Origin of the sequence: Anoxybacillus ayderensis (genome assembly GCF_000833605.1) — a bacterium.
GTDB classification, from domain to species: Bacteria; Bacillota; Bacilli; order Bacillales; family Anoxybacillaceae; genus Anoxybacillus; species Anoxybacillus ayderensis.
On sequence record NZ_JXTG01000015.1, the window covers coordinates 13,502 to 37,252 of the forward strand.

A 23,751-nucleotide genomic window follows, 5' to 3' on the forward strand; every position below is an offset into this window, starting at 1 on the left:
TGTATGATTCAAATTGGGGATATTGTTGCACGGAAATCGTATGAATATGATATTTTGTTTCGAGTCATTGATATAAAAGAAAAAGAGGGGGAAAAAGAAGCGATTTTGTACGGAGAAGACGTTCGGCTCATCGCAGACGCTCCATTTTCTGATTTAGTTGTTATTGATGAGCGGGAAAAAAAGAAGCGAGAAGAAAAGGAGAAACAACATATTGAGCAATGTTATAAATTGCTGCGTCAAGATTATCGATTGTTGCGGGAAAAAAGCGAATATGAAGCGACCGGTGGATACGAAGTGAAAATGGATTTTTTCCAACTTCCAGGACGAGTGCTTCATATTGATGGAGACCCGCTTTATTTACGAAAATGTATGCAGTTGTATGAACGAATTGGGGTTCCGGTATATGGGGTTCATTGTCATGAAACAGATATGCCTGATCGTATTATTCCGCTGCTTGAACAAGTGCGTCCAGATATTTTAGTTGTCACTGGGCATGATGCATATTCAAAATCAAAAGGATCGATGGATGATTTAAAAGCGTATCGTCATTCGAAATATTTTGTGCAAACGGTGCGACAGGCACGCAAAAAAATTCCGAATCTCGATCAACTCGTCATTTTCGCTGGCGCTTGTCAATCTCATTTCGAATCGCTTATTCGGGCAGGTGCGAACTTTGCTAGCTCGCCTGCACGCGTCAATATTCATGCACTTGATCCTGTATATATCGTCTCGCGCATTAGTTTCACTCCTTTTATGGATCGTGTCAATGTATGGGATGTATTAAGAAATACGTTAACGGGGGAAAAAGGGCTTGGCGGTGTCGAGACGCGAGGTGTGTTGCGAACCGGAATGCCTTTTCGGACGATTGCTGAGCAAACATAAACAAATGCCTCTTGTCTTTTTGCCATTATGGTAAAAAGACAAGATGAGGCAATATCATTTTGTTTTTAACGCTTTTTATACATAATTTTTTTTATTATTGTCCATAATAAAGACAAAAGTATTGACATAAAATATTTTTTGTTGATATAATTCTTATTTTTTGACTTATTTATTTGTATTTGTTATACTACATAATAGTGAGGTGGATACGATGGGAAAAACATTGTCGGAAATTAAAAAAGTTCTGGATTCGAATCTAGGTAAAAGATTGACGTTAAAGGCGAACGGTGGGCGTCGAAAGACAATCGAGCGTTGCGGCGTGTTAGCCCAAACATATCCGTCCGTATTTGTCGTTGAACTTGATCAAGAAGAAAACGCTTTTGAACGTGTATCATATAGTTATGCAGACGTATTGACAGAGACGGTGCAACTTACATTTTTAGATGACGAACAAGTAGCGATGAGCAGCTCACATTCATAACGGTTAAGGAGGCGACCGATATCGGTAGTCTCTTTTTTTATGGCTATTGAAAAGGCACGTATTTGTTCACTATTTTTTGTGGTAAAATGTCGATAGAAGTTTGAAGTCGGAAAAGTAGGTGAACAAGTTGAGGTTGTTAGTGAAGGCACCAGCGAAAATTAATTTATCTCTCGATGTATTACATAAGCGTGCGGACGGTTACCATGAAGTCAAAATGGTGATGACGACAATTGACTTAGCTGACCGTGTAGAGTTAATGGATTTGTATTGTGATAAGATTCAAATTATCTCCCACAATCGTTTTGTGCCGGATGATGAACGAAATTTAGCGTATCAAGCCGCGAAATTGTTGAAAGAAAAGTTCGGCGTTCGTCGCGGTGTAGCCATTTCTATTACGAAATGTATCCCTGTTGCAGCAGGTCTTGCAGGTGGGAGTAGCGATGCGGCTGCAACGTTGCGTGGGTTAAATAAACTTTGGGGGTTAGGTTTAAGCTTAGATGAGCTTGCTGAAATTGGTGCAGAAATCGGTTCAGATGTTCCGTTTTGTGTATATGGAGGAACGGCAGTTGCCACAGGGCGAGGAGAAAAAATTGAACATATCCCTGCCCCTCCACCAAGTTGGGTCATTTTAGCGAAGCCAACAATCGGTGTATCAACGGCGGATGTGTATCGCAATTTGAATTTACAATCTGTTGATCATCCGAATGTAGACGGAATGGTTGCTGCCATTAAAGAAAAAGATTACGAAAAAATTTGTGCGCTCGCGGGGAACGTGCTAGAAAGTGTCACATTAAACATGCATCCCGAAGTAGCTCAAATTAAAGAACAAATGAAGCGTTTTGGAGCAGATGTATCGTTAATGAGTGGCAGTGGTCCAACCGTATTTGGCCTTGTTCAACACGATTCGCGTTTGCAACGTGTATATAACGGGTTGCGGGGCTTTTGTGAACACGTATATGCTGTTCGATTAATCGGGGAAAGGCACGAACAATAAGGAGGTTATCACATGAAATTAAGGCGAAGCAGTCGGCTTGTGGATATGACGCACTATTTGCTTTATCACCCACATCAACTTGTACCGCTGACTTTTTTTGCAGAGCGATATGGATCAGCAAAATCGTCCATTAGCGAAGATTTAGCTATTATTAAGCAAACGTTTGAGCAACAAGGAATCGGTTTGTTGCGCACGCTTCCTGGAGCTGCCGGAGGAGTGCAATATGTCCCGAAAATGTCAGAAGCAGAAGCAAAACAGTTTATTCAGCAATTATGTACAAGCTTAGCAGACCCTGATCGATTATTACCAGGGGGTTATTTGTACATGACGGATTTGCTCGGTGATACGCGCATCGTCAACCAAATTGGGCGTTTATATGCTTCTGCGTTTGCGCATGAACATATTGATTTTGTTGTAACGGTTGCTACAAAAGGAATTCCGCTAGCTTATGCGGTTGCAAGTTTTTTAAATGTACCTGTCGTCATTATTCGTCGTGATAGTAAAGTAACGGAAGGATCAATGGTCAGCATCAATTACGTGTCCGGTTCATCGAAACGCATTCAAACGATGGTTTTATCTAAGCGGAGTTTAAAAGAAGGAGCAAACGTCTTAATTGTTGATGATTTTATGAAAGCTGGCGGAACAATTAACGGCATGATTAGTTTGCTTTCAGAGTTTCGTGCAAACGTTGTTGGCATTGGTGTGCTCGTTGAGTCGGAAGAAGCAGAAGAGCGACTCGTTGATGAATATGTTTCCCTTGTGAAACTAACGTCTGTGAATGTCAAAGAAAAACAAATTACCGTAGAAGAAGGAAACTACTTTCATTTTGTCAAATAAAATAAATGATTTTTACATACAGGAGGAAGAGACATGAAAGTTGTGCACACAAATCAAGCTCCACAAGCGATTGGACCATACTCTCAAGGCATTATCGTTAACAATATGTTTTACAGCTCTGGGCAAATTGCTTTAACGCCGGAAGGAGAAATGGTACAAGGGGACATTCAAGCACAAACGCATCAAGTATTCAAAAACTTACAAGCCGTGCTTGAAGCGGCAGGGGCGTCTTTAGAAACAGTTGTAAAAACAACAGTATTTTTAAAAGATATGAATGATTTTGCAGCGATGAATGAAGTATACGGCCAATATTTTCGCGATCATAAACCAGCGCGTTCCGCTGTTGAAGTTGCCCGCTTGCCAAAAGATGCGTTAATTGAAATTGAAGTCGTTGCACTTGTCAAACAATCGTAAAAAAATTTTTTTCATGTTAGCAGGAAAATAAAAAACGACGTGGAATAAATTCACTTAAGTTCTTATATAGGGAAAAGGTGGTGAACAGAATGGAAGTGACTGACGTGAGATTACGCCGCGTGAATACCGAAGGACGTATGAGAGCGATTGCTTCGATTACGTTGGATCATGAATTTGTCGTTCATGATATCCGCGTGATTGAAGGCAATAACGGCTTGTTTGTCGCTATGCCAAGCAAGCGTACTCCTGACGGGGAATTCCGTGACATCGCTCATCCAATTAACTCAACAACCCGCGGGAAAATTCAAGAAGCTGTTTTAGCTGAATATCACCGTGCTGGTGAGTTGGAAAAAGAGCTTGAAGAAGCAGGTGCTTCGTAAATCATAAGAGAGGACCCTTTCGTTACAAGAGGGTCCTTTTCATATGCAAAATAATGTTCATCCTATTAATAAAGAACATATAGTGAAAATGATGAATTTTTTTGGTAGATGACAATGTTTCCTTGAAATACATACATAATTGATATATATTCAATATGGATAAAGAGAGGTATGGAGGCCTTACGATGAAACGATATGCGATCATTTTAGCGGCTGGACAGGGAACGCGTATGCGTTCAAAGCTGTATAAAGTGTTACACCCTGTCTGTGGGAAGCCGATGGTACAACATGTAGTGGATGCCATTTCTACGTTACATGTCGATCGATTAATTACAGTTGTTGGTTTTGGAGCAGAACGAGTGAAAGAACAACTTGGCAATCAAAGTGAGTACGTCATTCAAGAACAACAGCTTGGGACGGCGCATGCTGTCATGCAAGCAGCACCTCATTTAGCTGATAAAGATGGTGTAACTCTCGTCGTTTGTGGAGATACACCACTGATCACCTCAGAAACGATGGAAGCGCTTTTACAACATCATTTACAGACGAAAGCGAAAGCAACGATTTTAACCGCCCTTGCAGAAGATCCAACTGGATATGGTCGCATTGTCCGAAATCAAGATGGACATGTCGAAAAAATTGTAGAACATAAAGATGCAACAGAAGAAGAGCGAATGATTCGTGAAATTAATACAGGAACGTATTGTTTTGATAATCGTGCGCTATTTGAAGCGCTGACGAAAGTGTCGAACGATAATGCGCAAGGGGAATATTATTTACCAGATGTCATCGAAATTTTGAAAAAACAAGGCGAAATTATTTCAGCGTACGAAACACCAATGTTTGAAGAAACGTTAGGCGTGAATGACCGCATTGCACTTGCTCAAGCAGAAAAAATTATGCGTATGCGCATTCATCGTAAACATATGGCAAATGGCGTGACAATCATTGATCCTGAGCATACGTATATAGCACCTGATGTGCACATTGGACAGGATACGGTCATTTATCCTGGGACATGGATTGAAGGCGATACGGTAATTGGTGAAAATTGCATCATCGGACCGAATAGCGAAATTAAAAATAGTCGTATTGGTGACAATACATCGATTCGTCATTCTGTTGTACATGACAGCGAAGTAGGCAAAGATGTAACGATCGGTCCATTTGCCCACATTCGTCCGCTATCTAAAATTGGCGACGATGTGAGAATCGGAAACTTTGTCGAAATTAAAAAAGCGACGTTTGGAAATGGAAGTAAAGCATCGCACTTAAGCTATATCGGGGATGCTGAAGTAGGTGCTGATGTGAATATCGGTTGTGGTACGATTACGGTAAATTATGATGGGGTAAATAAATATGTGACAAAAATTGAAGATGGTGCGTTTATCGGCTGTAACTCAAACTTAATTGCCCCTGTCGTTGTAGGAAGCGGAGCATACGTAGCGGCCGGATCAACTATTACCGATGATGTACCTAACCGAGCTTTAGCTATTGCCCGCGCTCGGCAAACAAATAAAGAAAATTATGTTGAGCGTCTACAAGAAAAGAAAAAATCCTAATGGAGGTTTACTTACCCATGTCTCAGTATTTGAATTCTAATTTAAAGTTATTTTCGTTAAATTCGAATCCGATTTTAGCCCGAGAAATCGCAAAAGTCATTGGCGTTGAACTAGGAAAATGCTCCGTTTCTCGTTTTAGCGACGGGGAAATTCAAATTAACATTGAAGAAAGTATTCGTGGCTGCGATGTTTATGTTATTCAATCAACAAGCGCCCCTGTAAATGAACATTTGATGGAATTGCTTATTATGATTGACGCATTAAAGCGAGCGTCTGCCAAAACCATTAATATTGTTATACCGTACTACGGATATGCTCGCCAAGATCGGAAAGCCCGTTCTCGCGAGCCGATCACCGCAAAATTGGTTGCTAATTTATTAGAAACAGCGGGTGCCTCTCGCGTCATTACACTTGATTTGCACGCACCACAAATTCAAGGATTTTTTGATATTCCAATCGACCACTTAATGGGTGTGCCGATTTTAGCAGATTACTTTAAAGAAAAACAGCTTGATGACATTGTCATTGTTTCTCCAGACCACGGCGGTGTGACGCGCGCACGGAAAATGGCAGATCGCCTAAAAGCGCCTATTGCCATTATTGACAAACGCCGTCCAAGACCAAATGTGGCGGAAGTGATGAACATTATTGGTAATGTGCAAGGGAAAACGACAATTTTAGTGGACGATATTATTGATACAGCTGGAACAATTACTTTAGCAGCAAATGCGTTAGCTGAGCATGGGGCGAAAGAAGTGTATGCATGTTGTACGCACCCTGTTTTATCAGGTCCAGCGATTGAACGAATTCAAAACTCGAAAATTAAAGAGCTTGTTGTAACGAATACGATTGCTATTCCTGAAGAAAAGAAAACGAATAAAATTGTAGAGCTATCTGTTGCCCCGCTTATCGGTGAAGCAATTATTCGCGTACACGAAGAACAATCAATTAGCGCATTGTTCGATTAATGGCGTTTAGACCTTCCTATTTTAGGGGAAGCTATGAGCGATTCTAAAATAGGAAGGTGATTTCATTGTTACAACTTCAATTACGTACAGATCATCGACGCTCTTATGTTAAACAAATGCGAAAACATGGTCACATCCCAGCTGTTTTGTACGGAAAAAAAACGAATAGCCAATCGGTTTTTGTTGATGCGGCCGAGTTTTTGAAACAATGGCGGGCTGTTGGCGGGAGCGGTCTTTTAGACGCGAAACTAAATGGCGATCATATTCGCATCATCGTTCGTGATATGCAAAAGCATCCGATTCGCCACGATGTCATTCATATTGACTTTTTAGCGGTTGATGCAAAGACAGAAATTGATGTTCACGTTCCTATTCATTTGGTTGGTGAAGCAGCAGGTGTAAAAGACGGTGGTGTACTGCAGCAGGCGATGCATCAATTGTCCATTCGGGCGTTACCGTCAAATATTCCACCGTCCATCGATATAGACATAACAAATTTACAAGTAGGCGATGTTGTTACAGTTTCACATATTCAAACGAACGGTGTTTATGAAATCAATCATGATCCGACAGAAGTGATCGCGTCGATCTTGCCACCGAAGCAAGAAGAAGAAATTCATAGCGGTGAAGAACAAGAACCAGGGAAACCGGAATCGGAAGAAGGACGCGAAACAACGCCGTGACGGACGTAGCCATCATTGGTTACGTCTTTTGCAGTATGGAGAGAAGGAGCAGAAGAAATGGCAAAACTGTTTGTTGGTTTAGGCAACCCAGGAAAAGAGTACGAGCAAACGAGACATAATGTAGGTTTTATGGTCGTTGACGAGCTTGCTCATCGCTGGGGTTTTGCCCTTAATCAAACGAAGTTTCAAGGTATATTTGCAAGTGGTATCATTTCGGGGGAAAAAGTCATATTGTGCAAACCGCTTACATATATGAACTTATCGGGCGAATGTGTTCGTCCGTTGATGGATTATTATGACATTGATGTCGATGATGTGATTGTCATTTATGACGACTTAGACTTACCGACAGGGACGGTTCGCTTACGCCCGAAAGGAAGTGCAGGCGGGCATAATGGGATGAAATCACTTATTCATCATTTGAAGACAGAGCAATTTAAACGCATCCGTATCGGTATCGATCGCCCGAAAAATGGCATGAAAGTGAGCGACTACGTATTAGGTCGGTTTACAGCTGAAGAAAAAATAAATATCGATCAAGCGATTCAAAAGGCAGCTGATGCGTGCGAGCGATCGTTACACATTCCATTCGCTCAAGTGATGAATGAATTCAATAAATAATTGAATAATTTCCTCCTAAATGGTTCAAAATGTATTCGATTAAATCAACCATTTAGGAGGGGATGCGATATGGCATTACACTATTATTGCCGTCATTGCGGCATGAAAATGGGGACGCTTGATGTGCTCGATTTAGAAAGTGAGCAATTAGGTTTTCATCGCTTAACGGAAGAAGAAAAATTAGATATGATCCAGTATCTCCCTTCAGGAGAAATTTACGTAAAGTCCATTTGTGAACATTGCCAAGAAGCATTAGATCAGAATCCTGATCTTCATCAATATGAAAAGTTTATTCAATAATTGGCTTTGGGGATCCCAAAGCGTTTTTGTATTTATGTTGGAGAGGAGGGAATTTTTTGCGAGGTTTAAGACAATATTTTATGAATCATGCGGACATGCAATCGGTTGCAGAGGGCATTCGCAATGGGTTAAAAGAGCAGCTTGTGACAGGTTTATCTGGCTCGGCCCGTTCTGTTTTTATTTCTTCTTTGTATGAGGAGACAGAACGGCCTTTATGCATTGTAACGCACAATTTATTTCAAGCACAAAAAATATATGACGATCTGATTCAATTAGTGGATGAGGAGGAAGTATTTCTTTATCCCGTCAATGAATTAATTGCAGCTGAATTAGCTGTAGCTAGTCCGGAATTGAGAGCACAACGTTTAGAAGTATTAAACTATTGGTGTGAACGGAAAAAAGGAATCGTCATCGCTCCAATTGCCGCATTGCGACGACTACTTCCACCAAAAGATGTATGGGAACGTTATCAACTTCATTTTCGCGTTGGTGGGCAAGTGGACGTCGAACGTTGTTTAAAACAATTTGTTGCGATGGGATACGAGCGTGTATCAGTCGTTTCAACGCCAGGGGAGTTTAGCGTTCGAGGAGGCATTATTGATATTTATCCCCTTACTGCAGAGCTTCCTTATCGCATTGAGTTATTTGATATTGAAATTGAGTCGATTCGGACGTTTGCAGTTGACGATCAACGTTCGGTAGCTGAAATAGATGAGGTATTCATCGGTCCAGCGACGGAACTCATTATTGAACAACAACATATGGCTGAAGCTATTCAAAAGCTAGAAGTACAATTTCATGATACGTTGCAGCATATTCATGATGAAAAGACGAAAAATCGTTTATACGAACATATGTCGTTTGAATTGGAACAGCTGAAAAATGGAAAATCAATCGAAGAAATGTACAAGTATTTCTCGTTCTTTTACCCTTCGGCTGCGAGTTTGCTAGATTATATTCCAGACAACGGTGTAGTTGTCATTGATGAAATGAGTCGCATTCAAGAAGTAGCAGAAAAACTCGAGCAAGAAGAGGCAGAGTGGTATACGAACTTATTGGAAGAAGGAAAAATCGTACAAAACGTATCGATTTCTCATTCGTTTCCTGAAGTGTTACAAAAGCGGATGAGGCAAACGATTTATTTGTCTTTATTTTTACGTCATATCCCATATACACACCCGCAAAATATTGTCAATATATCTTGCAAGCAAATACAAGTGTTCTATAGTCAAATGCAATTGTTAAAGGTGGAAATTGAACGTTGGCAAAAGGGAAACTATGCGGTTGTGTTGCTAGCGGGGGACGAAGAACGAGCGAAAAAGCTGAAACGAACGTTGGAAGATTATGAGATTGATGCCATTCAAATCGGAAAAGACGATGCATTATTCCATGGGAAATGTCAAATCGTTCCGTCGGGGCTCGTCGCAGGATTTGAATTGTCAATGCAAAAGCTTGCCGTCATTACGGAAGAAGAGCTATTTAAAAAACGACTGAAACGTCCTATGCGACGTCAAAAATTGTCGAATGCGGAGCGTATTAAAAGTTATACGGACTTAAAAGTTGGTGACTATGTCGTTCACGTCAATCACGGAATCGGGAAATATTTAGGAATCGAAACGTTAGAAATTAACGGAATCCATAAAGATTACATTCATATTCAATATCAAGGGAATGATACGTTATACGTTCCTGTTGATCAAATGGATCTCGTCCAAAAATATGTTGGTTCAGAAGGAAAAGAACCGAAAATTTATAAACTAGGCGGAACAGAATGGAAGAAAGTAAAAAAGAAAGTAGAGTCTTCTGTTCAAGATATTGCCGAAGATTTAATGAAATTGTACGCGGAGCGAGAAGCGAGCAAAGGATATGCATTCTCACCTGATAATGAAATGCAACGGGAATTTGAAGCAGCGTTCCCATATCAAGAAACGGAAGATCAGCTTCGTTCGATTCGTGAAATTAAACGGGACATGGAAAGCGAGCGCCCGATGGATCGGCTATTATGTGGGGATGTTGGTTATGGGAAAACAGAAGTTGCGTTGCGTGCCGCATTTAAAGCAATTATGGACGGAAAACAAGTCGCATTTCTCGTTCCAACGACAATTTTAGCCCAGCAACATTATGAAACGGTCCGTGAACGTTTCCAAGGATATCCGATTAACGTCGGTTTATTAAGTCGTTTCCGTACAAAAAAACAACAAGCGGAAACGATCCAAGGCTTAAAAGACGGCACAATCGATATGGTGATTGGTACGCATCGGCTTTTATCAAAAGATGTATCGTTTAAAGATTTAGGTTTATTAATTATTGACGAGGAACAACGATTCGGTGTTGCTCATAAAGAAAAAATTAAACAATTAAAAACAAATATTGATGTATTAACATTAACCGCTACACCGATCCCGCGCACGTTGCATATGTCGCTTATCGGTGTCCGCGATTTATCTGTCATCGAAACACCTCCGGAAAATCGTTTCCCCGTACAAACGTATGTGATGGAATATAGTCCGATCATTGTGCGAGAAGCGATTGAGCGCGAAATGGCGCGCGGAGGACAAGTGTTTTTCCTTTATAATCGCATTGAAGATATCGATCGCAAAGCGGAAGAAATTTCGATGCTCGTGCCTGATGCGCGCGTCACGTATGCGCACGGAAGAATGTCCGAACATGAATTAGAGGCGGTCATGCTTGCGTTTTTAGAAGGACAGTACGATGTGTTAGTAAGTACGACGATTATCGAAACAGGCGTCGATATTCCAAATGTAAATACGTTAATTGTTTATGATGCCGACAAAATGGGTCTTTCCCAACTATATCAATTGCGTGGGCGAGTGGGGCGTTCCAATCGCATTGCGTATGCGTATTTTACGTATCGAAAAGATAAAGTGTTAAATGAAATAGCCGAAAAACGATTACAAGCGATTAAGGAGTTTACAGAGCTCGGATCTGGTTTTAAAATTGCGATGCGCGATTTGTCTATTCGAGGAGCTGGAAACTTATTAGGGGCACAGCAACACGGGTTTATTGATTCCGTCGGTTTTGAGCTTTATTCTCAAATGTTGAAAGAAGCTATTGAAGAACGACGAGGAATGAAGCAAGAAAAACCGTTTGAAGTAGAAATTGATGTAGAAGTTGATGCGTATATTCCGGAGCATTACATTTCAAATGAACAACAAAAAATCGAGATGTATAAACGATTCCGCGCACTTGACTCGTTAGAGGAACTCGAACAATTGCGAGAAGAAATGTTAGACCGTTTCGGTGAGTATCCAGATGAAGTGGCGTATTTATTCCAAATTGCAGAAATGAAAATATATGCAAAACAGCATCTCATTCAGTCCATTAAGCAAACGAAACAAGAAATTACGATTTTGTTCTCACAAGAAACGACAAAGCAAATCGATGTCAGCAAATTGTTTAAACTCGGTGAGCCGTATGGAAGAGACGTTGGGTTTGGCATGGACGGCGATCGATTTAAAATTGTCGTTCATACGAAAGGGATGAAACCACAACAATGGATGATGATCATTTATGAGTTGCTAAAAGGGTTAAAATATGCTAAAAAATAATTGAGTAATACATGTTTACTGTTTATAAATAAGTGGCAATGATGAAGATGGGGGATTTTCACTTTTTAAAAAAAATCCCCCTTCATTGTGTATATAACTTCGTTTGTTACGGATACTAATCACAACAATGGTGAATTATTCAACTGCTTCACCAGTGCCATTTTTAATAACTACATGAAAGTGAGGCATCGATAGATGAAAGCAACAGGTATTGTTCGACGAATTGATGATTTAGGACGAGTAGTCATTCCGAAAGAAATTCGCAGAACACTTCGCATTCGTGAAGGAGACCCGCTTGAAATATTTGTTGACCGTGATGGTGAGGTCATTTTGAAAAAGTATTCGCCGATTAGCGAACTAGGCGACTTTGCAAAAGAGTACGCTGAGGCTCTATTTGACAGCTTAGGACAACCTGTACTCATTTGTGATCGCGATGTATTTATCGCAGTAGCAGGTGGATCGAAAAAAGAGTATTTAAACAAAAGCGTAAGTGAACTTGTTGAAAAAGTGATGGAAGATCGCCAGTCCGTTTTGCATACGGAAGAAACAAACGTGTCATTTGCACAAGCCCATGAAGAGCATATGCAATCATACGTGATTGCACCGATTATTGCCGGAGGGGATCCAATCGGGGCAGTTATTATTTTCTCAAAAGATAAAACACTTGGTGAAGTGGAGCATAAAGCAGCAGAAACAGCCGCGAGCTTCCTCGCTCGTCAAATGGAACAATAAAGGTAGCATCTCGCTACCTTTTTTTGATGTATCATTATACGTGACTGAAAAGGTGAAAGGCTATGGGAAGAAAAGACTGGTTGCGCGGAGCGTTCATATTGACGCTTGCGGCCTTATTTACAAAAATATTGAGCGCTTTTTATCGCATTCCGTATCAAAATATTGCGGGTGATGTTGGATTTTATATTTACCAACAAGTTTATCCGTTTTATGGAATTTTCCTTGCTTTATCAACGTATGGATACCCTGTTGCGATTTCAAAACTGATTGCTCAAAATAAACAGCCAACATATGAGTTTGCGGTTGCGCGGCTTTCTTTTTATTTTTTATCATTCATCAGCGTTATCATGTTTTCCATTTTGTATTTTGGTGCCTCGTTTTTTGCGATCATGATGGGAGATGATCAATTAGCTCCCCTTATTCGTGTGATTTCGTTTGCCTTTTTGCTTCTCCCATTTACTTCTGTTTTGCGCGGATATTTTCAAGGGAGAGAGGAGATGATTCCGACAGCTGTTTCACAAGTCGTGGAGCAGTTCATACGTGTAGTAGCTATTTTGTTTCTATCTTTTCTTTTGCTTCATCGCGGATTTACCGTTTATGAAGCAGGGGCTGGTGCGATGTTTGGCTCGCTCATAGGAAGTTTTGCAGCGCTTTTCGTTCTCGTTGCGTATATGTTGCGAAGACGAATGAATGCCTATACGGGAATACAGTTGCCAAAACAGGAAAAAAGAAAAGTGCTGTCATTTTTAGCGATTCACGGAGTGACGATTTGCTTAGCAAACATGGTGCTCGTTTTAATGCAGCTCGTTGACTCATTTACTCTTTTACCTTTGCTGCGACAAGCAGGATTACATGAGCTAGCTAAAACGGCGAAAGGAATTTATGACCGTGGTCAACCGTTCATTCAACTTGGAACCGTAGCAGCTACTTCTTTTTCGTTAGCGCTTGTGCCGATGTTATCACGCAAACAAACACAACGTGAAGGGGTATATACAGCTGTTCGGGTAGCTTTTGTTATTGGGTTGGGGGCAGCAGTTGGTTTAGTTTGTATATTAAAACAAGCGAATATCATGTTGTTTAAAGATCATGCTGGTGCGATCGAGCTAACGATTTTGTCCATTTGTATTCTTTTTACTTCGTTAACGTTAACGTTTATTGCGATTTTACAAGGAATTGGGGATGTATTTCGCCCGCTTTCCATCGTATGTATAGGTATGGTAACGAAGTGGGTGTTAAATATATGGTTCGTTCCTTTATGGCATACGGTTGGGGCAGCAATGGCGACATTCTTTGCCTATGTTGTCATGTGTACAAGCGCTCTTTTTTATGTGCAAAAACAAATGTCTCGCCCGTTGCTTTCATTCGTTACAGTCATTCAGACGATGCAAGCGGCTACGGTGATGGCAATCATTTTAATTGGATACATCATGTTAACGAACGAGTTACCTGTTCATCAAGGAAGGCTATTTTCATCGCTTCAAGCAATTGTTGGCGTGTTTATAGGGGCGTTTGTTTATATTATAATGGTCGTTAAAAAGGGAGTTTTCGATGAGAAAGAATTACTTGCCATTCCACTTGGTCGTTATTTAACAAACATCAAACAAAGAAAGGCTGGATAGTCATGGGTACAATTACAATTGTCGGTCTTGGGGCAGGAGATATAGATCAACTGTCTTTAGGTGTGTACCGCACGTTAAAACAAGCGGAGCGCCTCTTTTTGCGGACAAAAGATCATCCTGTTGTTGCACAATTAGAAGCAGAAGGGATATACGCTCAATCATTTGACGATATATATGAAAAATATGATCAATTTGAACAAGTGTATGAACATATTGTTGCTTTTCTTTGTGAAGAAGTAAAAAAAGGGGATGTCGTATATGCTGTGCCAGGACATCCACTTGTTGCTGAGCGCACAGTAAAGTTATTGCTTGAAAAACGAGATCATATATCTGTTCGCATTGAAGGGGGGCAGAGCTTTCTTGATGCCCTATTTAACGCCGTTGGTCTCGATCCGATTGAGGGATTTCAATTGATTGATGCGACTTCATTTCAACCGGACGAAATTCAATTGAGAAATCATATCATTTTTTGTCAAGTATATGATTCGTTTATTGCATCCGATGTCAAACTAGCTCTATTAGAAAAATTACCGCACGATTATCCGGTTTTTATCGTTTATGCAGCAGGAAGTAAACAAGAGCGTATCGAAAAAGTTCCACTATACGAGCTTGATCGCGGGATGACGGTTAACAATTTAACGAGCGTTTATGTACCGAAAGTAGAAAATGATGAGCTTTTGTACCATGATTTCATTACTTTACGACGTGTCATTGCGACGTTGCGTGGGCCGAACGGTTGCCCTTGGGATCGGAAACAGACGCACGAGTCGCTGAAAAAATACTTGCTCGAAGAAGCATATGAGCTTCTTGATGCAATTGATCAGCAAGACGATGAAAACATGGTTGAAGAGCTCGGCGACGTATTATTACAAGTCATGCTTCATGCTCAAATTGGAGAAGATGAAGGAATGTTTTCGATTGATGACGTCATTCGCGCCGTTACAGAAAAAATGATTCGCCGTCATCCACACGTATTTGGGGATGTTCATGTCGAGCATGCTGAAGAGGTTGTACGTAACTGGCAAGCGATAAAGCAGGAGGAAAAAGCAAGGGAGTCTCTTTCATTGCTTGACGATGTGGCTAAGGCGTTACCAGGCACATCGCGAGCATATGAATATCAAAAAAAGGCAGCGGAAGTTGGATTTGATTGGTCTGAAGTAGAGTCGATGTGGCGTAAAGTGGAAGAAGAAATGAATGAAGTGAAACAAGAAGCCAATCGCATGGATGAACAAAAATTAAAAATGGAGTTTGGTGATTTATTGTTTGCGCTTATTAACGTATGTCGATACTATAAAGTCAATCCTGAAGAGGCATTAGCGATGGCGAACGAAAAGTTTTATCGTCGTTTTCAATACATCGAACAAAAAGTAAAACAAAGTAGAAAAGATTGGAGCTCATATTCGCTAGACCAACTAGATGAAATATGGGAAGAAGCAAAAAGGGAGGGGTTATAATATGCGACTCGATAAGTTTTTAAAAGTTTCTCGACTTATTAAAAGAAGAACGTTGGCGAAAGAAGTAGCTGAGCAAGGACGTGTATTTATTAACGGTCAACAAGCGAAAGCAAGTTCAACAGTAAAAATAGGCGATGAAATGATGATTCAATTTGGTCAAAAACATGTGACAGTAAAAGTGCTCGGATTGCAAGAGCATGCGAAAAAAGAAGAAGCGAGCGCCTTATACGAAATCGTAAAAGAAGAGCGAGTGGAATAGCTTGTTCTAAACCATTTCCCCCCCTCATACACTTGTACAAATGATCGTTGTGAGGGGGAGACAATGATGACACAAAATATCGGAAATAAAGGACCGATTCAAGAACACGACATTATGATGCGCGGTCGCCGCACGTTAGAAATTACAGGTGTGAAGCAAGTCGAAAGCTTTGATAATGAAGAATTTTTATTAGAAACGGTTATGGGTTTTTTGTCTATTAAAGGACAAAGTTTACAAATGAAAAACTTAGATGTAGATAAAGGAATTGTGTCAATTAAGGGAAAAATTTTCGAGATCGTTTATTTGGACGAACATCATACGGAGAAAGCTAAAGGATTCTTTAGCAAGTTGTTTAAATGAGTTTACATGTGCAATTTACGACTTTGCTTGCGATGATTGGAACAGGGATCGTCATCGGTGCATCTTTTGATACATACGCACATATATTCAATCGTTCCGAACGTCATCGGCTGATCGTATGGATTGCAGATATTCTTTTTTGGATTGTGCAAGCGTTATATGTATTTTACACGTTGTTGCTCGTGAATAATGGACAAATTCGCTTGTACATTTTTTTAGCTATTTTATGTGGGTACGCTGCTTATCAAGCGTTATTTCAAAATATGTATGTTCGCTTGTTGCAACACATCATTCGCATCGTTGTGACGTTATATCGTTTCCTTATGCGTTTATTTTATTACATCATCGTATTTCCACTCCGACTTCTTTACCGTTTTTTTGTTTTTTTATTGATCGCTACTTGTCATTTTGTTTTATCCATTGGTAAAATTTTATATAAAGTCGTATATGTATGTATACGCTTTTTATTGCAACCTTTTATATGGATTGGACGTTTCATTTGGCGAAAAACTCCGCTTCGCTTTCAAGCAGCAGTTGGACGTTTCTTTCATATTGGAAAAGGGTTTCTCGCCAAAATCACGAATATATTTAGGAAAAAAGGGTAATGAAGAAGGAGCGGTGAAAAACATGGGTGCCCCACAAAAAAGCAAAGTAAAAAAAATTCAAACGTCGTATGTTATTCAACAAGAAAAACAAGAACATAAAAAGGCGCGGCGTCGTAAAAAAATTGTTATTCGTTTTAGCTTTGTGGCAACGATAGCGTTAGCCGCTTCTTCGCTGTTTTTATATACGATGATGACACAATCTTCCGCAATCGATGAACAAATAAAAACGAAAGAGCAACTAGAGGAAAAGTTGCGCACGTTACAAAAAGATGAAAAAAGATTAAAAGAAGAGATCAAAAAATTAAATGATGATAAATATATTGCCGAATTGGCGCGAAAACAATATTTTTTGTCGAAAGAAGGAGAAATTATTTTCATCACTCCTGATGAGTAAAAGAGATAGGCAGAAGGCTTATTGACACTTGTTTTTTTCATTATGTATAATGAAAGAAACGATTTTTCAGATTTTAAGGAGGAGCACTTTTTTTATGTCAATTGAAGTAGGCAGCAAGTTACAGGGAAAAGTAACGGGCATTACAAAATTCGGAGCGTTTGTTGAGTTACCAGAAGGCGCGACAGGCTTAGTGCACATTAGTGAAGTAGCTGACAGCTATGTAAAAGACATTAACGAACATCTTAAAGTAGGCGATGTTGTCGAAGTTCGTGTCATTAATGTTGAGAAAGATGGAAAGATTGGCTTATCGATCAAAAAGGCAAAAGAACAAGCTTCACGTCCGCGCAATAAAGGAAATGATCGCGCTTCAAAAGAAAGTTTTGAGCAAAAAATTAGCCGTTTCTTGAAAGAAAGTGAAGATCGTTTAGCATCCCTTAAACGCCATACTGAATCGAAACGAGGAGGTCGTGGTGCTCGACGCGGTTAACTTGCTGCCGAACGAGACATGAGGCAGTTTATATAAGCATCCATTTCATGAGTGGATGCTTTTTCGTTTGAATTTCATAGTGAAAAAACTATTGACTTTGTTTAAAGAACATGTTAGCATAAAAAATGTCGTTGCATGGCGGCGTAGCTCAGCTGGCTAGAGCGTACGGTTCATACCCGTGAGGTCGGGGGTTCGATTCCCTCCGCCGCTACCAAATTACACATAGTGGCCCGTTGGTCAAGTGGTTAAGACACCGCCCTTTCACGGCGGTAACACGGGTTCGAATCCCGTACGGGTCATCAAAAAACACCAATTTCGTCACGAAATTGGTGTTTTTTTGTTTGTATAACCCGTTTTTTGTGGTATTCCGTCGAAAGATTTATATGATTCATCTTCTTTTTTTGACAAAATTTTGATAATTCAGTCTGTATAATACAAGTTAATAGACGAATATATGGAAAAAAGGGAGAGGATAAATATGGAGAGATTAGAACGGAAGTTAGTCAATCGAATGGCGGAAGTACCTTTAAGTGAGACAAGAACAACAGTTTCTCAGTGGTTTCAACGGTTTACGGTTCGTTTAAGCCATTTGTTATTCCAGCAAGGGTTTTTGTTTTTAATCATCGGTTTTTTGCTTGGACGAGCTCTCATTTTAACAAAAATGACACCGTTTGCTTTACCTTTTTTTGCAGCCATTTATTTACTTCGTCGTGATAAGTTAGGATTTGTGTTTATTGCTTTATTTGCGGGAGCGTTGACCATCTCTTTTTACACCTCTCTATTTATAGTTGCTTCGATCGTTATGTTTCTCGTTTTTTATCGTTTGTTGTACTGGATTGATGCTCCGCCGAAAAGATTGCCAGTTGTCGTGTTTTCTGCCTCTGTGTTTGCGAAGATGATCATGATTTATACGTGGAATGATGAATGGACGATATACGAAGGAATGACGATGTTTATTGAAGCAGGTCTTGCCTCCATTTTAACGCTCATTTTTTTACAAAGTGTTCCGTTATTTGACCATCAAAAATATAAACAAACGTTAAAGCCAGAAGAAGTCATTTCTTTTGTCATTCTTCTTGCTTCGATGATGACAGGGATGGTTGGTTGGTCGATTTATGATCTTTCACTAGAACATGTTGCGTCACGCTATTTATTGCTTTTGTTTGCTTTTGTTGCTGGTGCGACCGTCGGTTCAACTGTTGGTGTTGTGACAGGGCTCATTTTAAGTTTAGCGAATGTATCAAATTTATACCAAATGAGTCTACTAGCATTCGCTGGATTGCTCGGTGGGCTATTGAAAGAAGGGAGAAAGCTAGGTGTTTCGTTTGGGCTCGTCGTTGCAACATTGTTAATCACCCTTTATAGCGAAGGGGTAGCGAACATTGTGCCAAATGTCGTCGAGTCGGTATTTGCCGTTTTACTTTTCTTGATGACGCCACAATCGTTAACGAGCAAAATGGCGAAGTATGTGCCAGGAACGGTTGAGCATACGAATGAGCAACAACAATATGTAAGAAAAATTCGCGATGTTACAGCCCAGCGAGTCGAACAATTTTCTCATGTGTTTCAAGCGTTATCGAAAAGTTTCTCTTCATACGGTGTGCTTACGCATGAGGAAGAGGAAGAACGTGAAATTGATTACTTTTTAAGCGATGTTGCTGCTAAAACGTGTCAAACGTGTTTTAAGAAAGACCAATGTTGGATGACCCACTTTGATAAAACATATGATTATATGAAAAAGATTATGCAAGAAGCAGGCGAAAATGATCAAATGACGAATGCGAAGTTGTTACGCGAATGGAATAAACATTGTGTGAAAGCAAATAAAGTCGTTCAAATTATTGAAAAAGACGTGTCATTTTATAAAGCCAATAAAAAACTAAAGCAACAAATGAAAGAGAGTAGAAGACTTGTCGCAGAACAGTTATTAGGTGTATCGCAAGTCATGGAAGACTTCGCGAAAGAAATTCAAAAAGAACGTGAAAATTATTATGTGCAGGAAGAACAAATTTTACATGCCCTTCAACAGTTTGGGGTCGATGTAAACGATGTTGAAATTTATAGTTTAGACAAAGGAAGCGTTGACATTGAGATGGTCGTTCCGTATTGCGACGGAAGAGGGGAGTGCGAAAAGCTCATTGCACCGATGCTATCTGATATTTTAGGTGAGACGATCGTTGTGAAAAAAGAAGATTGTTCTATATATCCAAACGGAGATTGTCGGGTGACGTTCAGTTCTTCGAAAGCGTTTGTCATTGACACAGGTGTTGCGTATGTTGCAAAGGGGGGCGGATTCATTTCAGGTGATAGCTATGCAATGATGGAAATTGGCGGAGGAAAATATGCGTTAGCTATTAGCGACGGAATGGGGAATGGTGAACGAGCGCATTATGAAAGTAAAGAGACGCTCAAGCTGTTACAAAAAATTTTACAATCAGGAATTGAAGAACGAATTGCGATTAAATCCATTAACTCTATTTTAGCTTTACGTACGACAGAAGAAATTTTTTCGACGTTAGATTTGGCCATTGTCGATTTGCAAAATGCAACGACAAAATTTTTGAAAGTCGGGTCTTCACCAAGCTTTATTAAACGGGGAAACAACGTGATGAAAATTGAATCGAGCAATTTGCCAATTGGCATTATTACTGGAGTAGAGTTTGAAATGATTGAAGAACAATTAAAAGCAGGCGATTTGCTTATTATGATGAGCGACGGCATTTTAGATGGAGTGTCGCACATTGAAAATCATGATGTATGGATGAAACGAAAAATTAAAGAATTAAAAACGAATGATCCGCAAGAAGTATCAGAGTTGCTTTTAGAAGAGGTCATTCGTGTCAACGGCGGAGAAATTGAAGATGATATGACAATTGTTGTTGCGCGCATTAAGCATAATACACCGAAATGGGCGGTCATTCCCGCATATCAATATATGAAATAAAGGTATAAAATCCCCTCTGAACGTCGATGATGGGAGTATACTACTTTTTTCGGAGGGGATGAACGTATGCGGAAAGGGACGTTACGTCAAATTTTATTAATTACAGATGGTTGTTCTAACCACGGTGAAGATCCAATTGCTATGGCGGCATTAGCGAAAGAACAAGGAATTACAGTAAATGTGATCGGTGTTCTTGATCAAGACATTATTGATGAGCAAGGATTGCGTGAAATTGAAGGCATTGCTCAGTCAGGTGGTGGAATTAGTCAAGTTGTGTATGCTAAACAATTGTCACAGACGGTCCAAATGGTAACAAGAAAAGCGATGACACAGACGTTGCAAGGAGTCATTAATCGAGAGTTGAAACAAATTTTAGGATCGCAAGCTTCGATCGAGCAGCTTCCGCCAGAAAAAAGGGGAGAAGTAATGGAAGTTGTCGAAGAATTAGGGGAAACAGTGAATTTACAAGTTTTAATATTAGTAGATACAAGCGGAAGTATGAAGACGAAGTTGCAAACTGTGAAAGAAGCATTGTTAGATTTATCAATTAGTTTAAATGCTCGTTCGGGAAATAATGAGTTTTCTGTTTTCGTATTTCCCGGGAAAAAAGGAGAAGTGGACCGCATTTTAGATTGGACACCGAAAATGGAGTCGATTTCAAGTGTGTTTCCGAAGCTAACATCCGGGGGAATTACACCGACCGGTCCAGCCATCCGCGAGGCGCTACAACAATTCCAAAAAAGACGTTCATTAAAAAGCTTATTTACTCACGATGGTGATGACGATGTATACATCGAACAATCTATGTAACATCCGAACAGGAACGGTTATACAAGGAAAGTGGCATAAACATCGCTATGAAATTATTAAGCAGCTCGGTAAAGGAGCAAACGGAGTTGTTTATTTAGCGAAAGAAGGACGAACGTTTGTCGCGCTAAAAATAAGCAACCAAGCAACAGCTATGATGTCAGAAGTAAATGTACTGAAACGATTTTCAGAGGTCCAGGGAGTCGCCCTCGGACCTTGTTTATTAGATGTAGATGATTGGATTCATCCGCAAGAAAAAAAGATTTATTCATTTTATGTGATGGAGTATATTGAAGGGGATGATTTGTTAACTTTTATTCAAAAACGTGGGAAAGAATGGATTATTGTTATTATATTGCAGCTGCTAGGTGATTTGCATAAGTTACATGAAAAAGGATGGGTGTTTGGTGATTTAAAACCAGAAAATTTAATCGTTTCCGGGAAGGTTCCAAAAGTTCGGTTAATTGATGTGGGGGGGACGACGATTCGCGGGAGGGCGATTAAAGAATTTACAGAGTTTTTTGATCGAGGGTATTGGGGAATGGGAACAAGGAAAGCAGAGCCATCATATGATTTGTTTGCCGTAGCGATGATTATGATTAATATGTGCTATCCAAAGCGATTTGAAAGAAAAGAAAACGGACGAGAGCAGTTGCGTCTCATGATTTCTTCCCATCCGTACTTAAAAACATATGAAAAAATATTATGGCGTGCACTAGATGGAAAGTATACTTGCGCTTACGAAATGAGAAAAGAGTTATTGCAATGTATGCAACAACCGTCTATGCAGACAGAAAAAAAACGGGGAGAGAGAGTCGTGCACGTAAAAGAAAAGAAAAAATTTCGCTGGGTAGAGACGATGTTTTTATTTGTTTGCGTCTTATTTATGTATGTCGTTTATTTGTATGTCCAAATTCTTTAATTTTTTCTGCGTTCGTTTTGAGTATGAGGAATGAGATATGGTACGATTGTAAAAAACGACGTTGTTAAGAGGGAGAGTATGTTAGACATTGTACATCAATTTATTGAAAAGCATCAATTGCTTGAACGTCATACGACCGTCGTTGTTGGTGTATCGGGTGGTCCGGATTCGTTAGCGTTGCTCCATTTTTTATGGAGCGAACGGGAGCGATATGACATTCAAATCGTTGTGGCACACGTTGATCATATGTTGCGAGGAAAACAGTCGGAAGAAGATATGCATTTTGTGAAACATTTTTGCGATCAACGTAGTATTATATGTGAGGCGAAACAGCTGAACGTCCAATTATATATGGAGCAAACGGGAAAAGGGGTGCAAGAAGCAGCTCGTGATTGCCGCTACACCTTTTTTGAACAAGTGATGCATAAGTACAAAGCGCATTGTGTCGCCTTAGCTCATCACGGTGATGATCAGATAGAAACGGTGCTTATGCGACTTGTGCGCGGAAGCACACCGAAAGGATATGCAGGCATACCAATCAAGCGGCCATTTGGCAACGGATATATTATTCGCCCTTTTTTATGCATTGATCGACAGCAAATTGAAAAGTATTGTCAGAAGAATGGCTTGCGTACTCGTCACGACCCAAGCAATGACAAAGATGATTACACGCGCAATCGTTTTCGTCGTTACGTTCTCCCTTTTTTAAAAAGTGAAAACAGTCGCGCTCATGAGCATGTTCAACAATTTAGCGAGACGATGAGCGAAGATGAAGCATTTTTAGAGCAATTAACGAAAGAAAAATTGAAAGATGTTGTTGACCAACAAAAAGGGCATGTCCGTGTCCATATTCCTTCGTTTATGCGCATGCCAAAACCTTTACAAAGGCGAGGGATTCAACTAATATTAAACTATCTTTATGGGAATGTTCCATCGTCGTTATCTTCTATACATATAAACCAGGCGCTACTTTTTTTAAAACGACAACATCCTTCAGGTATGCTTCATTTTCCAAATGGTTTAAAAGTCATTCGTCAATACGAGGTGTGTATATTTACGTTTCAACAGGAACAAACGAGTGAATATGAGTTTCTTTTCCGTGTTCCTGAGACGCTCGTATTACCAAACGGATGTCAACTCACTAGTCAGTTTGTTGATCGTTATCCTGTCATTGAAGACGATGAGCATGTAGTGATTGATGTTGATCAATTAGCGTTGCCGCTCCGGGTTCGAACGAGAAAGCGTGGAGACCGCATGAAAGTAAAAGGAATGGAGCATCCGAAAAAAGTAGCTCGCATTTTTATTGACGAAAAAATCCCAGCGAACGAGCGGGAACAATGGCCAATTGTTGAAGATGCAAACGGGAACATCATATGGATTCCTGGTGTAAAAAAATCAGTTTATACAGCAACAAATATTACAAAAAATCGCTATATTGTATTACACTATAAAAAGCAATGAATGATGGTAGGAGGAA

The 23,751-nt window shown here is 40.0% G+C and carries 23 protein-coding genes, 2 tRNA genes and 1 pseudogene; all 26 read left to right on the forward strand.

The window, feature by feature from the left end; all coding sequences use genetic code 11:
• The first annotated feature begins 3 nt into the window (after nt 1-3).
• Nucleotides 4-882, forward strand: a complete 879-nt coding sequence (yabG, locus tag JV16_RS11450) for a sporulation peptidase YabG (protein ID WP_021095768.1) — start codon at nt 4-6, stop codon at nt 880-882.
• A gap of 211 nt (nt 883-1,093) precedes the next feature.
• On the forward strand, nt 1,094-1,363 hold the full coding sequence (gene veg / locus JV16_RS11455) for a biofilm formation stimulator Veg (protein WP_004888526.1): 270 nt from the start codon (nt 1,094-1,096) through the stop codon (nt 1,361-1,363).
• A gap of 127 nt (nt 1,364-1,490) precedes the next feature.
• A complete protein-coding gene (gene ispE, locus JV16_RS11460) occupies nt 1,491-2,357 on the forward strand; it encodes a 4-(cytidine 5'-diphospho)-2-C-methyl-D-erythritol kinase (protein WP_035063573.1) in 867 nt (288 codons plus the stop codon).
• 12 nt (nt 2,358-2,369) lie between these two features.
• Nucleotides 2,370-3,194 (forward strand): pur operon repressor, encoded by an 825-nt coding sequence (purR, locus tag JV16_RS11465; RefSeq protein WP_021095770.1) that lies wholly within the window; start codon nt 2,370-2,372, stop codon nt 3,192-3,194.
• Nucleotides 3,195-3,227: 33 nt separating this feature from the next.
• Nucleotides 3,228-3,608: a RidA family protein gene (locus JV16_RS11470; RefSeq protein WP_004888532.1), complete on the forward strand. Its 381-nt coding sequence runs from the start codon at nt 3,228-3,230 to the stop codon at nt 3,606-3,608.
• 89 nt (nt 3,609-3,697) lie between these two features.
• Complete coding sequence (gene spoVG / locus JV16_RS11475; protein ID WP_003398210.1) at nt 3,698-3,988, forward strand: septation regulator SpoVG; 291 nt, start codon at nt 3,698-3,700, stop codon at nt 3,986-3,988.
• A gap of 185 nt (nt 3,989-4,173) precedes the next feature.
• Nucleotides 4,174-5,550 carry a bifunctional UDP-N-acetylglucosamine diphosphorylase/glucosamine-1-phosphate N-acetyltransferase GlmU gene (gene glmU, locus JV16_RS11480; RefSeq protein ID WP_021095771.1) on the forward strand — a complete coding sequence of 459 codons (1,377 nt, stop codon included), beginning with the start codon at nt 4,174-4,176 and terminating at the stop codon, nt 5,548-5,550.
• A gap of 17 nt (nt 5,551-5,567) precedes the next feature.
• Nucleotides 5,568-6,518 (forward strand): ribose-phosphate diphosphokinase, encoded by a 951-nt coding sequence (locus JV16_RS11485; RefSeq protein WP_042535909.1) that lies wholly within the window; start codon nt 5,568-5,570, stop codon nt 6,516-6,518.
• 56 nt (nt 6,519-6,574) lie between these two features.
• Nucleotides 6,575-7,201, forward strand: coding sequence for a 50S ribosomal protein L25/general stress protein Ctc (locus JV16_RS11490; RefSeq protein WP_042535912.1), 627 nt, complete (start codon nt 6,575-6,577; stop codon nt 7,199-7,201).
• Nucleotides 7,202-7,258: 57 nt separating this feature from the next.
• Nucleotides 7,259-7,822 (forward strand): aminoacyl-tRNA hydrolase, encoded by a 564-nt coding sequence (pth, locus tag JV16_RS11495; protein ID WP_042535914.1) that lies wholly within the window; start codon nt 7,259-7,261, stop codon nt 7,820-7,822.
• A 69-nt stretch (nt 7,823-7,891) separates the two neighbouring features.
• Nucleotides 7,892-8,122 carry an anti-sigma-F factor Fin gene (locus JV16_RS11500; protein ID WP_042535916.1) on the forward strand — a complete coding sequence of 77 codons (231 nt, stop codon included), beginning with the start codon at nt 7,892-7,894 and terminating at the stop codon, nt 8,120-8,122.
• A 56-nt stretch (nt 8,123-8,178) separates the two neighbouring features.
• Complete coding sequence (gene mfd, locus JV16_RS11505) at nt 8,179-11,691, forward strand: transcription-repair coupling factor (protein ID WP_042535918.1); 3,513 nt, start codon at nt 8,179-8,181, stop codon at nt 11,689-11,691.
• Nucleotides 11,692-11,886: 195 nt separating this feature from the next.
• Entirely contained in the window at nt 11,887-12,423 is a 537-nt protein-coding gene (gene spoVT / locus JV16_RS11510; protein ID WP_009360768.1) for a stage V sporulation protein T, read from the forward strand.
• 62 nt (nt 12,424-12,485) lie between these two features.
• Nucleotides 12,486-14,042, forward strand: a complete 1,557-nt coding sequence (locus JV16_RS11515; protein ID WP_042535920.1) for a putative polysaccharide biosynthesis protein — start codon at nt 12,486-12,488, stop codon at nt 14,040-14,042.
• A gap of 2 nt (nt 14,043-14,044) precedes the next feature.
• Complete coding sequence (yabN, locus tag JV16_RS11520) at nt 14,045-15,496, forward strand: bifunctional methyltransferase/pyrophosphohydrolase YabN (protein WP_042535922.1); 1,452 nt, start codon at nt 14,045-14,047, stop codon at nt 15,494-15,496.
• 1 nt (nt 15,497) lies between these two features.
• Nucleotides 15,498-15,755, forward strand: coding sequence for an RNA-binding S4 domain-containing protein (locus tag JV16_RS11525; protein ID WP_042535924.1), 258 nt, complete (start codon nt 15,498-15,500; stop codon nt 15,753-15,755).
• A 66-nt stretch (nt 15,756-15,821) separates the two neighbouring features.
• A complete protein-coding gene (gene yabP / locus JV16_RS11530; RefSeq protein ID WP_042535926.1) occupies nt 15,822-16,115 on the forward strand; it encodes a sporulation protein YabP in 294 nt (97 codons plus the stop codon).
• 8 nt (nt 16,116-16,123) lie between these two features.
• A complete protein-coding gene (yabQ, locus tag JV16_RS11535) occupies nt 16,124-16,720 on the forward strand; it encodes a spore cortex biosynthesis protein YabQ (RefSeq protein WP_235045459.1) in 597 nt (198 codons plus the stop codon).
• A 22-nt stretch (nt 16,721-16,742) separates the two neighbouring features.
• Nucleotides 16,743-17,114, forward strand: coding sequence for an FtsB family cell division protein (locus JV16_RS11540; RefSeq protein ID WP_021095781.1), 372 nt, complete (start codon nt 16,743-16,745; stop codon nt 17,112-17,114).
• A gap of 94 nt (nt 17,115-17,208) precedes the next feature.
• Complete coding sequence (locus tag JV16_RS11545) at nt 17,209-17,601, forward strand: S1 domain-containing RNA-binding protein (protein ID WP_006323664.1); 393 nt, start codon at nt 17,209-17,211, stop codon at nt 17,599-17,601.
• Between the two features lie 137 nt (nt 17,602-17,738).
• Nucleotides 17,739-17,815 (forward strand) — tRNA-Met (locus JV16_RS11550).
• A gap of 13 nt (nt 17,816-17,828) precedes the next feature.
• A tRNA-Glu gene (locus tag JV16_RS11555) sits at nt 17,829-17,900 on the forward strand.
• Between the two features lie 179 nt (nt 17,901-18,079).
• A complete protein-coding gene (gene spoIIE, locus JV16_RS11560) occupies nt 18,080-20,545 on the forward strand; it encodes a stage II sporulation protein E (RefSeq protein WP_021095782.1) in 2,466 nt (821 codons plus the stop codon).
• Nucleotides 20,546-20,599: 54 nt separating this feature from the next.
• Nucleotides 20,600-21,355, forward strand: a pseudogene (locus JV16_RS11565) (vWA domain-containing protein); the annotation flags it as partial.
• The gene (locus JV16_RS11570; protein WP_084220361.1) at nt 21,318-22,274 is read left to right on the forward strand and encodes a serine/threonine protein kinase; all 957 of its coding nucleotides are present in this window, start codon (nt 21,318-21,320) and stop codon (nt 22,272-22,274) included. The pseudogene JV16_RS11565 and the gene JV16_RS11570, both read left to right, overlap by 38 nt.
• 78 nt (nt 22,275-22,352) lie before the next feature.
• Nucleotides 22,353-23,735 (forward strand): tRNA lysidine(34) synthetase TilS, encoded by a 1,383-nt coding sequence (tilS, locus tag JV16_RS11575; RefSeq protein ID WP_042535933.1) that lies wholly within the window; start codon nt 22,353-22,355, stop codon nt 23,733-23,735.
• Nucleotides 23,736-23,751: the final 16 nt, after the last annotated feature.